This window comes from Synechococcus sp. H55.7, from assembly GCF_047462395.1.
Classification (GTDB): domain Bacteria; phylum Cyanobacteriota; class Cyanobacteriia; order Thermostichales; family Thermostichaceae; genus Thermostichus.
Window position 1 is genome coordinate 25421 of record NZ_JANSJD010000014.1, and the last position, 12970, is coordinate 38390.

The 12970-nt window shown below is 57.5% G+C and carries 9 protein-coding genes and 1 pseudogene; 5 read left to right on the forward strand and 5 right to left on the reverse strand.

Annotated features, from left to right (window positions below; translation table 11 throughout):
• Window positions 1-70: 70 nt before the first annotated feature.
• Window positions 71-313: a NifU family protein gene (locus NW851_RS08365; protein WP_414335112.1), complete on the reverse strand. Its 243-nt coding sequence runs from the start codon at window positions 311-313 to the stop codon at window positions 71-73.
• Between the two features lie 217 nt (window positions 314-530).
• Here NW851_RS08365 and NW851_RS08370 point away from each other — a divergent pair, with 217 nt between their 5' ends.
• The 5 genes from NW851_RS08370 (at window position 531) to sppA (ending at window position 5990) form a co-directional block, all read left to right on the forward strand.
• Window positions 531-1664: a PIN/TRAM domain-containing protein gene (locus NW851_RS08370; protein WP_414335111.1), complete on the forward strand. Its 1134-nt coding sequence runs from the start codon at window positions 531-533 to the stop codon at window positions 1662-1664.
• A 27-nt stretch (window positions 1665-1691) separates the two neighbouring features.
• The gene (locus NW851_RS08375; RefSeq protein WP_414337768.1) at window positions 1692-3455 is read left to right on the forward strand and encodes a sensor histidine kinase; all 1764 of its coding nucleotides are present in this window, start codon (window positions 1692-1694) and stop codon (window positions 3453-3455) included.
• A gap of 37 nt (window positions 3456-3492) precedes the next feature.
• A complete protein-coding gene (rsmA, locus tag NW851_RS08380) occupies window positions 3493-4323 on the forward strand; it encodes a 16S rRNA (adenine(1518)-N(6)/adenine(1519)-N(6))-dimethyltransferase RsmA (RefSeq protein WP_414335109.1) in 831 nt (276 codons plus the stop codon).
• Window positions 4324-4405: 82 nt separating this feature from the next.
• Window positions 4406-5110, forward strand: coding sequence for a 3-oxoacyl-ACP reductase FabG (fabG, locus tag NW851_RS08385; protein WP_414335108.1), 705 nt, complete (start codon window positions 4406-4408; stop codon window positions 5108-5110).
• A gap of 73 nt (window positions 5111-5183) precedes the next feature.
• Window positions 5184-5990 carry a signal peptide peptidase SppA gene (gene sppA, locus NW851_RS08390; protein ID WP_414335107.1) on the forward strand — a complete coding sequence of 269 codons (807 nt, stop codon included), beginning with the start codon at window positions 5184-5186 and terminating at the stop codon, window positions 5988-5990.
• A 532-nt stretch (window positions 5991-6522) separates the two neighbouring features.
• Here the strand turns inward: sppA and NW851_RS08395 are convergent.
• The 4 genes and pseudogenes from NW851_RS08395 to NW851_RS08410 all read right to left on the reverse strand — a co-directional run.
• A pseudogene (locus NW851_RS08395) lies at window positions 6523-7509 on the reverse strand (chlorophyll a/b binding light-harvesting protein); the annotation flags it as partial.
• Between the two features lie 30 nt (window positions 7510-7539).
• Window positions 7540-8025 carry an allophycocyanin subunit beta gene (locus tag NW851_RS08400; RefSeq protein ID WP_414337773.1) on the reverse strand — a complete coding sequence of 162 codons (486 nt, stop codon included), beginning with the start codon at window positions 8023-8025 and terminating at the stop codon, window positions 7540-7542.
• A gap of 254 nt (window positions 8026-8279) precedes the next feature.
• Window positions 8280-8753 carry an allophycocyanin subunit alpha-B gene (gene apcD / locus NW851_RS08405; RefSeq protein WP_414337776.1) on the reverse strand — a complete coding sequence of 158 codons (474 nt, stop codon included), beginning with the start codon at window positions 8751-8753 and terminating at the stop codon, window positions 8280-8282.
• Window positions 8754-9134: 381 nt separating this feature from the next.
• Window positions 9135-12881, reverse strand: coding sequence for a PAS domain S-box protein (locus tag NW851_RS08410; protein ID WP_414337778.1), 3747 nt, complete (start codon window positions 12879-12881; stop codon window positions 9135-9137).
• Between the last annotated feature and the right edge of the window lie 89 nt (window positions 12882-12970).

The window sequence follows — 12970 nt, forward strand, 5'->3', positions numbered from 1 at the left end:
GAGGATCAGGGCGACGGACAGGCCTGCTGCCTCAGGGAACCAGGATAACAGACCAGAAGCGGCAGAATCCTCAGAACACCTGCTCCACTTCTAGGATGTCGGGGATGCTCTCCCGCAACTTGCGCTCAATGCCCATTTTCAGGGTCAGGGTGGAACTGGGGCAGGCACCGCAGGCCCCCTGCAGGCGCAGCTTGACCACGGGGCCGTCGATTTCCACCAACTCCACATTGCCCCCATCGGCCATCAAGTAAGGGCGCAGCTCGTCTAGGACTTTCTCGACGTTCGCGCTATTGAGTTCCAGTGCTTGTGCCATGGTTGCTTTCAGCCTCATCGAGTTTGGATTGTAGCGATTTCCCCCCAGCCCCCTCAAGGCAGCCAGGGATCGCTATGATTTCAACATAGTCTGAATCTTGCGGGGAGAGGGCTAGTCTGGTTGTCCGGATCCATCCAACACCAGACGACTAGAATAGGAAGCGGATTTGCCTATTCCCAGCAGCGTTACCCACTCAGCAGGGCTGTCTTTATTCTTTATGCTAGACGCTTTACTGATCGCGATCTTCATGTTGGCCGGGGCTGGCCTTGGGTTTTATGGCCTGGATCTGCTCCCTCCTGCCGCCATTCAGGGGGCCAATGTGGAGGGAGCCCGCGTCGTCACCAGCGGCTTCGGCGTGCTGGCAGGGCTGGCCCTGGGATCCCTGGTGCGCTGGAGCTACCGTCGCTTCGAGGCCAATGTGCGTTCCCTGCCGCCGGACGTGTTGATCAGCCGCTCGGTGGGGCTGGTGATTGGTTTGGTGATCGCCAACTTGGCCATGGCTCCTGTATATTTGTTGCCGCTGCCCCCTCAACTCAACCGCTTTCTCGAGCCGCTGGCTTCGGTCTTTTTCAGCTTGGCTTTTGCTTATCTGGGGGTCAGCCTGGCCGATACCCATGGCCCCTCGCTGCTGCGGCTGTTGAACCCCAACTATGCTCTCCAGGCAGCCCTTTGGGCAGAGGGCAATGTGGTGGCTGCCACGGCCAAGGTTTTGGACACCAGCTCCATCATCGATGGCCGAGTGGCCCAGTTAATCGAGACAGGCTTTTTGGAGGGAACCCTGGTGGTTCCCCGCTTTGTGCTGACGGAACTGCAAACCATCGCCGACAAGGCCGATGCCCAAAAACGAGAGCGGGGCCGCAAAGGCCTCGATACGCTGCAAGCTTTACGAAAGGCCTATCCTGAGCGCTTCGTCATTCACGAAGCCAACTATCCCGATCTGACCACCGTCGACGAAAAGCTGGTGCGCCTTACCCAAGCTGTAGGGGGAACGCTGCTCACCACCGATTACAACCTGAAGAAGGTGGCGACTCTGCAGGGGGTTAAGGTGCTGAATGTGCATGAGTTGGCCGAGGCGCTGCGGCCCATCTATGTTGCCGGCGATAGCTTCGATATCAAGATCACCCGCGAGGGCAAGGAGCCGGGCCAGGGGGTAGGCTATCTGGAGGACGGCACCATGGTGGTGGTAGAAGAAGGGCAGCGCTCTTTGGGCAAAACCCGCTCCGTTGTGGTAACCAGCGCCATTCAGACCTCAGCAGGCCGCATGATCTTCGCCCGTCTCAGCAAAGACTCTGCCCCGCTAACCCGCCCGGCCTCTGATCCCGCCAGCCCAGCCTCCTCAGGGAAAACCTGAGCTCTGGGCCTGTGTTTCCCCGACGCGATGGTGGCCTCTTCCCACATGGGCGTGCTTCGACCCACTCCGATTTTCTACACACAGGATCGCCAGAGGCGCTTCTGGGGTTTTTATTGGGAAGAGGCTGAGAAATATGGCATCCACCCTCAGCACATCGTGAGTGGACAGCAAATCTGGGAGGTGGCCAACGCCGGGGAGTACGAAGCCCAGCTCAACCAGGTGTTTGAGACTGGGGATCCCCTTTCCTACCAATGTCAGGTGAACTCGCCCCGCTACAAGTTGCACTTGCATCTCTCCCTCAACCCGGTACGGGACATGGAAGGGGCGGTGGTAGCCGTCTCGGTGGTGGGCAAGCTGTTGGGGGCAACGCCTTTCAACTTGGCCGGCGGAGCCAGCAGCCCCACTGCCCAGCCCCATCCCCTCTTGGCTGATCCGGTGCAGGGGATCACGGCCCAGTTGCTGCGCAACATCGGCCACTCCCTAGACATTCGCGAGCTGTGCCAGCAGACGGTGGAGCAGTTGGGGCAATTGTTTGGGGTGGATCGCTGCCTGCTGGCCCTCTACGAAGTGGGGCAGGATTCCCTCACGGTTAACGCCGAGTACCGCCGCAACCCAGGGGATCCCTCGCTGCTGAACCAGACCTTGCGACTGGCGGATTATCCCCATCTGCTGCAGGCCCTGAGGCAGGAAGAGCCGGTGCTGATGGAGCGCCGTCTGGCCATTGCCATGTCCTATCGCGGCTATGCCAACAGCCTGCTCTGGTTGGAAGTGCTGCCGCCCAACGGCGTTCCCGTTTGGCAGGCCGGCCACCTCCAGGTGCTGCAGAGCATTGCCACCTATCTGGGCACGGCGATTGCCCACGCCATCTTGCTGGATCAAAGCCGCCAACTGGCCACCCGCCTACAGTTGGCCAACCAGACACTGCGCCAGAAAAACAAAGAGCTGGAGCAGGCCCGTGCCCAAGCGGAATCGGCCAACCAACTGAAAAGTCAGTTCTTGGCCAATACTTCCCATGAGCTGCGCACCCCTCTCAATGGGATCATCGGCTTTATCAAGCTGGTGCTGGACGGGATGGCCGAAAGCCGCGAAGAGGAGCTGGACTTTTTGCAGGAGGCCTATCGCTCGGCCCTGCACCTGTTGGCCTTGATCAACGACGTGCTGGACATCGCCAAGATCGAGGCGGGCAAAATGCAGTTGGAGTTTCAGCCCTGCGACCTGCAAGCTTTGTTTAAGGATGTGGCAGCCAAAACCAGCCTGCAGGCCAGCCAAAAGGGCCTACAACTGAGCTTTCATCTGCCCACCACCTCAGATCAGGTTTTGCTCTTGGGCGATTACCAACGCCTGTTGCAGGTGATGCTCAATTTGGTGGGCAATGCCATCAAGTTCACCCCCAAAGGCTCGGTGACCGTGCGGGCGGATATCCTTCCCGGCAACCCGGGTTTGGCCCGCATCCGCGTCATCGACACCGGCATCGGGGTGTCGCTGGAAAAGCAGCAAAAGCTGTTTCAGGCTTTTACCCAGGTGGATGGTTCCACCACCCGCCAATATGGGGGAACGGGCTTGGGCCTGGCCATCAGCCAGCGGCTGGTGGAGGCGATGGGGGGGGAGATCAATTTCTACAGCTTGGGCGAAGGGCTGGGATCCACCGTTACCTTTACGGTACCCCTCTACCGCCGGCCGCTGCTGGGCGGGGATGCAAGCCCAGAGACAATTGCCGCCGGATCAACCCAAGATAGACCTGAGGATACCGATCCCACCTTGATTTCTGTTCCCCACCCGGCCCAGCGATGATCCGTCCGGCCATTTCTTCTCGATCATTCGCCTAACTATGCCCCATCCTCGCAAACGGTTTGGTCAGCATTGGCTCAAGGATCCCGCTGTCCACGCAGCCATTGTGCGGGCTGCCCACCTGGATGGCTCTCAGGCAGGCGCAGATCCCATTTGGGTGCTGGAGATCGGCCCCGGCACCGGGCAGTTGACGCAGCGATTGCTGGCCCAGGGCGTCCAGGTGGTGGCGGTGGAGATCGACCGGGATCTGTGCCGGCTGCTGCAAAAACGGTTTGCCGACCAGCCGCGTTTTCACCTGGTGGAAGGAGATTTTCTTCGCCTGCCGCTCCCGCCTCAGCCCCGCCTGCTGGTGGCCAACATCCCCTACAACCTCACCGGCCCGATTCTGGAGAAAGTGCTGGGATCCCCGGCCCAGCCGGTCAGACAGTTCGAGCGCATCGTCCTCTTGGTGCAAAAAGAGCTGGCCGAGCGCCTTCAGGCTGGCCCCGGCAGCAAAGCCTACGGTGCCCTGAGCCTGCGGACGCGCTATCTGGCCGATTGCGAGCTGATCTGTAAAGTGCCTCCCACCGCTTTCCAGCCGGCCCCCAAGGTGGAATCCGCTGTGATTCGCCTCACCCCCCGCCCCGCCCCCACCCCTGCTCGGGATCCCCGCTGGTTTCACCAACTCCTTCGCCAAGGGTTCTCCACCCGCCGCAAGAAGCTCACCAATGCCCTGGGGAGCTTGGTGGAGCGAGAGGCGGTCGCAGCAGCGTTGGCTCAGCTCCGCCTCAGCCCCGATGCCCGCGCCGAAGAGCTGGATCTGCCCCACTGGCTGGCCTTGAGCGACCTACTGCTGGAGAAAGCGCCCAAGGCTGCCCCTCAAGAGGAATAAGAATCGCGGTAGGGTGGGAAAAGACGGTGGCTGGATGCCCAGCGCTTTTTGGCTTGAGGAAAGGCTTTTTAAGGGCGAACCTATGCTCGACAACCAAGGCAAACAGATTCTTGTAACCGGTGGCACCGGCGGGCTGGGGTTGGGGGTGGTTCCCGTAGTGCTGGCCAGCGGGGCAGAGCTGACCCTGACCTACCGACAGGAGGAGGAGCTAGCCGTGCTGCGGCAGCGCCTGCCGGCCAGTGCTCTGGATCGGGTGCGCTTTGTGCAAGTGGATTTGTTGGACGAGGCGGCGGTTGCCCGCGCCATTGCCGACCTGCCCCGCGTAGATGGGCTGATCCACCTGGTGGGCGGCTTTGCCATGGGCCCCACCCACGAGTACAGCTTGGCAGACTGGCGGCGCGACTTTGACCTCAACCTCACCACCACTTTCCTAGCTTGCAAGCACAGCCTGCGCAAGATGTGGCAGCAGGGCTATGGGCGGATTGTAACGGTGGGATCCCGCGGCGCAGTGGAGCCGGGCTCGCAATTGGCGGCCTACTGCGCTTCCAAAGCAGGGGTGGTGGCTCTGACCCGCACCATTGCCGCCGAGACCCAAGGCACCGACATCACCGCCAACGTCATTCTGCCCAGCATCATCGACACGCCGGCCAACCGCGCCGCCATGGGATCCGCGCAAGCCGAGCGGTGGGTAAAGCCGGAGTCCATTGGGCAGGTGATCGCTTTTTTGGTCTCGGAAGCGGCGCGGGATCTGAGGGGCGCGGTGATCCCGGTGTATGGCAGCGTCTAAGCGACCGGTTGACCGGGCCACGAGCCGCCATTCATGATACAAATATGTACTTATCCCAATCCAGTTCTTGTCTATGCTGAAGCGATTATTCTGGGGTGGTTTGCGTCGGCAAATTGGTCGCATCGAGGTGGCAGGGGCCATTGATGGCAAAGCCCGCGAGCGCGTTCTCAAAGCCCTAAAAGAGGTGGAAGAAAAACAGCTCCCTGCTCTAGTGCTCCGCATCGATAGCCCCGGCGGAACAGTGGCCGACTCCCAAGAAATCTACAGTGCTCTCTTGCGTTTGCGGGAACAAAAAGGCACCCGTATTGTTGCCAGCTTTGGCAACATTGCCGCCTCTGGGGGGGTTTATATCGCCATGGGAGCGGAAAAAATCGTCGCCAACCCAGGAACCATCACCGGCAGCATCGGCGTGATCATTCGAGGCAATAATATCGAGCGTCTTTTGGATAAAGTGGGGATTTCATTTAAAGTGATCAAGTCTGGCCCCTACAAAGATATTCTCTCGTTTGATCGCGAGCTGACCCCAGAAGAGCGAAACATCTTGCAAGAGTTGATCGATATCACCTACGGTCAGTTTGTGCAGACGGTTGCTGCTGCCCGCAAGTTGAGTTTGAATGTGGTCAGGACTTTTGCCGATGGCCGCATTTTCAGTGGAGAGCAGGCCCTCCACCTAGGCGTGGTGGATCGCTTGGGCACGGAAGAGGATGCTCGCCTCTTGGCGGCAGAGCTGGCGGGGTTGCCGACAGATGCCAAATTCTACGATCTGCTCCCCCGGCGCAGAGGCTGGTCTCGGTTTCTGCCGGCAGCAGAAGCTCTGGCGCGTTTGCAGTTTGAAGTGAGCACCTCGGGCTTGCCCCTATGGCTCTACACCGGTTCTTGAGTCGGAAAAAACTGTATAGTCTTTTCAAGAAGATTGAGGCGCTTCAGCCCCTCTCCCAAAAGAGGAGAGAGGAGCCGGGGATCAGCCAGCAAGCTGTTCTATCACGGCTGGCCACAGGTTAAGCCTGTACCTTGCCGGGCTCGTAGAAGACTTTGGGCAGGGGTCGAGCAAACTTCGAGAAATCGGTCTCCGGCCTAGGCGAACCATAGCCTGCCTTCAAGTTAGAACGATTGAAAGTACTTTTCCCTCTGGCAGGCTCGTAGAAGATCCACCTTCTGAGGGTGTAGTTCACTTCATAGAGAGTTTGCCGAACACCGTTGATCAGCGATGGAGAGCTGAAGCTGCGGGCTCTGGGCGGCTGATACCAATAGACATCCCCCGGAGATACAGATAAAGGCTCTGGATCGGCAAAGGGAGGATCGTAAAAAATTGCAAAGTTGGGCTGAGGTCGGCACTGAAATTGAACCTGATATACCCCTTGAGAGGTCATTTCCTGCCGGCCCTGTTGCCACGACTGCAGCATTTTGCCAACATCAAAGCCCATAGCTCGCTGAAAATGCCACAGGGATCCCTGGAGGAAAAAGAAGGCCAAATAGAAGTGGGCATTGGCCAGCCAAACCCTCGAGGAATAGTTCCACGCTCCGGTTTGATTTGGATCGAAGTAGTAAGGGGTGAACGCGGATTTCAGCTCTAGGGTGGGGCCATAAAACTCCACCGGGTAGGCCAGCGAGTTAAACCCACAATAATAAGAGGCCGCAAAGCCGGCCAGAGCAATGCCAAATAGAGAGTAGGAGAGGATCCCGTCTGCCGAGAAAAGAAAGCGAGCTTTAACCCACTCAAACGGCGGAACCAAAATGTGCCACACCCCTCCCAGCAAGAGAAGAGCTGCCACATAAATATGGCCCCCCACCAAGTCTTCCAAATTGTTGACATCGAACAAATGGGTGCGGTAGTCCCAAAGGGTGGCAAAATCCAAAGTTGGAGCCGTAACCAGGCGTACCTGATCGCTATTGGCATCGTACAGCCCCCCAAATAGCATTGCCTTGGCCACCAACAACAGGGATCCCAAGCCCAAAACCAGCAGGTGGTGCCCCAAAATTACCCCCAATGTTTTGGCATCATCCCAAGCAAAGTGAAACTTGGCGGCCCTGCCAAATTCCATATCTAAGCTGGGGGGAAGTCGGGTTTGGTGGAAGTAGGCCCCCCAAGCCAACACGCCCGCAGCCACCAGGTGAATGGCGGCAATGGCCACGTAGGGAAAGGTATTGACGATCTGGCCGCCGCTGCCGACCCCCCATCCCAACGTGGCCAGGTGGGGCAGCAAAATCAGCCCTTGCTCGTATAGGGGCCGCTCTGGCGAGAACTTGGCCAGCTCAAACAGGGTGAAGACCCCTGCCCAAGCCATGATCAAAGCCGCATGAGCCACATGCGCCACAATAAAAGTATTGGAGAGGTTCATCAAGCGAGCATTACCCGACCACCAGGGATAGCCTGATGGGTGCGTCCTTCTGGTGTTCATGGATCGTTCCTCAGTCAGCTACAGGCAGGTTTAGCTCAAACCGGCGATGATATGGTCAAGATAAACGGCCATTTCTTGACCTGCCTCTGTGCCAAGACTTTCCGTCAGCACCTCCTTCATGGCATTCAGGGCTTGAATGACGCGATCGATGGGAACGCCGAGGGTGATGTAAGTTTCTTTCAAACCCTGCAACACCCGCTCATCCAAAATAGAAGTATCGGCAGCCAACATGGCGTAGGTGGCATAGCGCAGAAAGTAGGTCAGATCCCGCAGGCAGGCCGCGTAGCGCCGGGTGGGATACATATTGCCCCCCGGCAGGGTGATATCCCCGTAGAGCAAGCTTTTGGCAACGGTTTTGCTGATAATGCTGCTGGCGCTGGAGCTGATGGTTTTAGCCGCCTTGACGCGCATGTTGCCACTCTGGAAATAGCGATTTAACTGTTCCAGAGCTGCGGCATCTAAGTAGGAGCCTTTCTCATCGGCAGGGTTAATCAGGGAAGTAATGGTGTCTTTCATGGCTTTTCCTCCAAGCACTGATATGGACTATTTTTTTGAGGCAATTGGACAAATTCTGCTTGCGTTAGCGGGACGGGATCCTTGCACCGCTTGCTCAGGCATTGCCTATGAGAACTTTTATTGAGTTGCAGCTTAAGACATCAGAGCCTGCAAGCAAGCTTAAACCTCAAACTCGCAAATCTTAAGGGCAACACAACTCAAGTCCTCAACAAAATCGGGCAACCGCGCAGCAAAGTGTCTACTAACTTATCCATTCAAAAAGCGCGAATCAGTCGATCGAAGTAGGGGGCTGCCAAAGCCATTTCCTCCGAAGAAAGAATACCGGCGGCTACTTCTTTTAGACAGCTCATGGCCACCCGCAGGTTCGGCAGCGGCACGCCCAAAGATGTATACATTTCGCGCATTCCGTTCAGGCCGATGTCCTCTAGCGGCTTATCGTTTCCCGCCAAGATGCAATAGCTAACCAAGCGGATGTACCAGCCTTGATCCCGCTGACAGAGGGCTGTCTTTTGAGGATTGCCTTTATTGCTGGGGGTGTTGGGGCATTTGGCCCAAAAACGTTTGCTGCCTTCCTGGACAATTTTTTGCTCGTTCTCCGCTAATTTTTTGGCGGCTCGGATACGCACTTGACCCTTGCTGAAGAAATCTTCTAGCTTGGCAATCTCGGCACTGCTGAGGAAGCGATCAGCCGCATCCGACTGCGCGATGACTTGGGCAACAATGCTCATAGGTTTTTGGCAAGGAACGCTCTACAGGTAACAAAGTAAGCTATATCCTCAAGAATCGAAATCACTTATTAAGAAAAAGTTGTGAATTGAAACTTACTCGCAACAAACCCTCTCTGCCCCGTGTTTTCAGCACCGTGACCAGATCGAGAGGGCTGGGTTGGCGGCCAATCGGGATCCCGGATACAAACGCGACTCACAGGGATCCGCTCAGCACCCCAGTTCCTCGCCGGCGAAGCTTTTGGGCAGTTGGAGGAATGGTGCTGGGCACGAGCCGAGGGGGTTTGCAGGTGCAACTTCCCTTGGGATCCCCTTCGAGTCAGGTGCCCTCTTACCTGGCTGGATCCTTCTCAGCAAGGGAAGCACGAGAGTTTGGGTTCTGTATCAAAGTTGGGGCAGATGGGGCAGGTGAAGCGTAAAGGTCGCCCAGCCGGCAGCGCTGCTCACCTCGATGGATCCGCGCAACTGATCCACCATCTGTTTCACCAAAGCTAAGCCCAGCCCCGTGCCCCCTTCCTTCCAGGGATCGCTGCTGGGAATGCGGTAAAAGCGCTCAAAGATGCGCGCCAGCTCCTCGGCAGGGATCTCTTGGCTGTTGCTGACCTGGATGCGGCTTTGACGATTTTCCGTTTCAATTTGCAAGCGGATGGATCCCTGGGCCGGCGTGTATTTCACGGCATTGTGCAAAAGCTCGCGCAGGATCCTGCTCAACAGCAAGGGATCCGTCGTGAGGCTGCTTTCTAGGGGGACGCTGGCTTGAAAGCTCTGCCCCTTGGCGTGGGCCCGCTCCTCGGTAACGGTCAGCAGATCCCCCAGCAGCTCCCGCCAGGTGAGGGCTTGCACCTCCAGAGCATAGGCCCCCGCCTGCAGGCGCTGCAGATCCAGCAGGTCGTTGATGAGCTCGATTTCCCGCTGGCATTCTCGCTCGGCAATGCTTAGATATTGAGCTCGTTTTTCGGTTGAGGGAGCCATCTGCAGCATCTTCAGAGCCATCTTCAAGCTGGTCAGGGGGGTGCGCAGCTCGTGGCTGACGGTGCTGATAAAGTCATCTTTAAGACGGTTAAGCCGCTCCAGGGCTTGCACCTGCTCTTGGGCAGCTTGGAACAGGCGCGCCTGGCGCAGCCCAATGGCGCATTGGTTGGCCACCTGCTGGATGAGGGCGATCTCCGCCTCATCAAAACAATGGCCGGAACGTCGAAACAGCAATAAATCTCCCAGAACTTGGTCTTTATCACTGAGGGGACAGGCGACCACCACACAGTGATCCTTGGCGGGACGCGGCGAATCTGAGGAGATGACGCAAAATAAACAAGACTGCCTGCGCGTTAGTTGACGATATAGATCGTCGTAGAGGCCCCCCACCATCGGTATGGTAGTGTTGAGTGCAGGATCCCAGCGGGGGCAATACTCGTAGCTGATGGTGGAAAGGGTGAGATCGGCGTTGTAAAGGCCGATATCGCAGGCATCGGCATCCAGGCTCTCCCCCAGCTCGCGCACGGCGGTATTGAGGATCTCGGCTTCGTCGAGAGAATCGCGCACGCGGTCGGTGATGCGTTTTAAGATGGCCTCAAATTGCAAAGCCCGCTCCAGCTCGGCGGTGCGCTGCTGCACCTTCTCCTCCAGCGTTTGGTTCAGGGCTTTTACCTGTTCATAAAGCTGGGCTTGCTGCAAGGCAATGGCCAATTGCTCCGCCAGCTCTTGCAAGAGCTTAATTTCCCACTCCTGCCAAGGACGGCTGGCCCGGCAGTGCTGCGGCACCAAGAGGCCCCAGAGCTCCTCCCCCTGCCGAATTGGGATCACCAAGTTGGCCTGAGCCTGAAAGGATTCCAAAAGCTCCCGGTAGCAGGGATCCAAAGGGGCCGTGGCCACATTGTCGATGGCCTGCACAAAGCCCTGCTGGTACTTGCGATAGCAGGGATCCTGATGAAAGTAGGAATCCCACACGGAGCGGCCTAAGTGGCTGGGCCAGGGATCCAGGACGGACTCGGCGGCTACAAATCCCCCTATGCCCTTCTGCAACTGGTAGATTATCACCCGATCCACCTGGAGAAACTCTCGCACTTCCGCCGCCGTGGTTTGTAGGAGGGGCTGCAAGTCCAGCTTCTCGCGGATCCGGCGCAGCAGGGATCCCAGAAGTCTTTCTCGCTCTGCCTCTTGCAGCAGCAGATCCCGGGCTTCTTTGAGAGGGGTTATATCCACAGCAATGCCGCAAACGGCATAGGGATCCCCTTGCCAATCCCGCAGGGCAAACTTGGTGATCCACGTTTCTTGCTTTTTGCCGTCTCGACAAATGGTGCGCTCACAGCTGATGGGAGCGGGAGACTGGATGGCCCTTTGATCTCCCTTGCGGAACTCCAGAGCTTCCTCTGGCGAGAAGAGCTCCGTATCGGCCTTGCCGAGAACTTCTTCTGGGAGTTTACCCTTTTTCTGCAGGTAAGCTTGATTGACCTGTAAGTAGCGGCCCTGCAAATCTTTAACAAAGATGGGAAAAGGGATCCCGTCGAGGATGGCCTTGAGACGGGCCTCGCTCTCTTGCAGGGCCAGCTCTGCCTCTTTTTGCTCGGTGATATCTTCTGTGATGCCGGCAATGCGGATCACTTCTTGCTGCTCATTGAAAATAGGTCGGCAGGAAGTTCGCAACCAGCGCACCCGACCATCTCGATGGCAAATGCGATAGGTAACCGGCTTCTCTCCTCGGATAACTTGAGCTACGGCTTGCAGAACCTGAGGCAGATCTTCGGGGTGGATCCTGTCTTTCCACAGATCCGGCTTCTGGTAAAACTCCTCCGGCGTGTATCCCCAGATCTGCTTGCACTGAGGGCTTTTGTATAGGGATTGACTGAGATCCGGAGAATAGATAAAAAAGGTCACTGGCACAGCTTCGGACATTTCCCGGAAGCGGGCTTCGCTTTCCCGCAGCGCCAGTTCCGCCTCTTTTTGCTGGGTAATGTCGCGGGTGCTGCAGACGATTCCTGCCACCGCAGGATCCTGCAAAAGGTCGGTACAGCGGCTCTCTAGCCATACCCAATGGCCATCCGCATGCTGTGCCCGATAGATAAAGCTGAGCGTTTCGCCAGGTCTAGCCTTGAGTTGTTCAAGAGCACTAGCAACAATCTCCTGATCTTCTGGGTGAACCCAATCCAAAGGTATAGGTTCTCCCTCCTTAGGACAACGACCTAAAATTTTCTCAGCAACCGGGCAATTGAGAGGATAGACCAAGCCTTGGGCATCGATCCAGCACAAAATGTCGTGGCTGTTGTTGAGAAAGGCGCAAAAGCGCTCCTGTTGTTCTCGCACCTGCTGTTCCAGCCGCTTTTGTTCCGTAATGTCCAAGGCAATGCCGAGGCACCCCAAACCTTTGGACTCATCCTGCAGCTTCACGGCCAGGCGATAGACATAGCGCTCTTGGCCTTGAATGATTTCCTTGCCCTCCACTTGGGAAACCCCTTGCCGCTCTATGTCGGCTAGAGTTTGGGGAGCGCGCTCCAGCCATCGGGGGTACTGCTGAGCCATCTCTTGCAGGGAAGTGCCCAGCAGGTCGCCATGCCAGGCACGGTCGGTGGCATTTTGCAAAATCAGCACCCCCTGGGGATCCCTGGCCCATATGGCTGCCGGCAGGGCATCCAAGAGGGCTTGCAATTGGGCTTCCCGCAGCCGCAGATTGTCTTCCAGTTGCTTCTGCTTGGTGATGTCTCGGCCGACCCCGCGAATAAACTGCAGCCGGCCCCGCCGGTCGAAGATGCCCTGGTTGATCCACTCAAACCACCGCACCTGTCCCGCCGCGTCCACCATCCTATCAACCCTTGTGAAGGTGGGCTGCTGAGGGGTGAGCTGGGCTATTTGCTGCCGCACCTGCTCTTGCTCCTCTGGCAACAAGGCCTCGATCCAGCGCCGGCCCCGCCAATTGCCAAAAACCCTCTGGCAGACTTCGTTACACTCCACCAATGTCGTATCGGGCCGCGCCAGGGTGACGATATCGGGAAAACCAACCTGGGCCTGATGTAGCCGCCGCCTTTGCCAGAAGACAAGCGCCAGGAAAGAGGCTGCCCACAAAAGCAGCCACGGCCAGTTGCGCAAAGCATCCCTGACGACTAGGCTAACGGTTTCTAGAGTCTCCTCAGGAATAGTCATGACGGCTTAGCATTGCCGAAATTCTGTTCTGTGAAGGTTCGCAAAAGCACCTATCCAAATTCACACCCATTCTCGACAGCTTTCCAAGG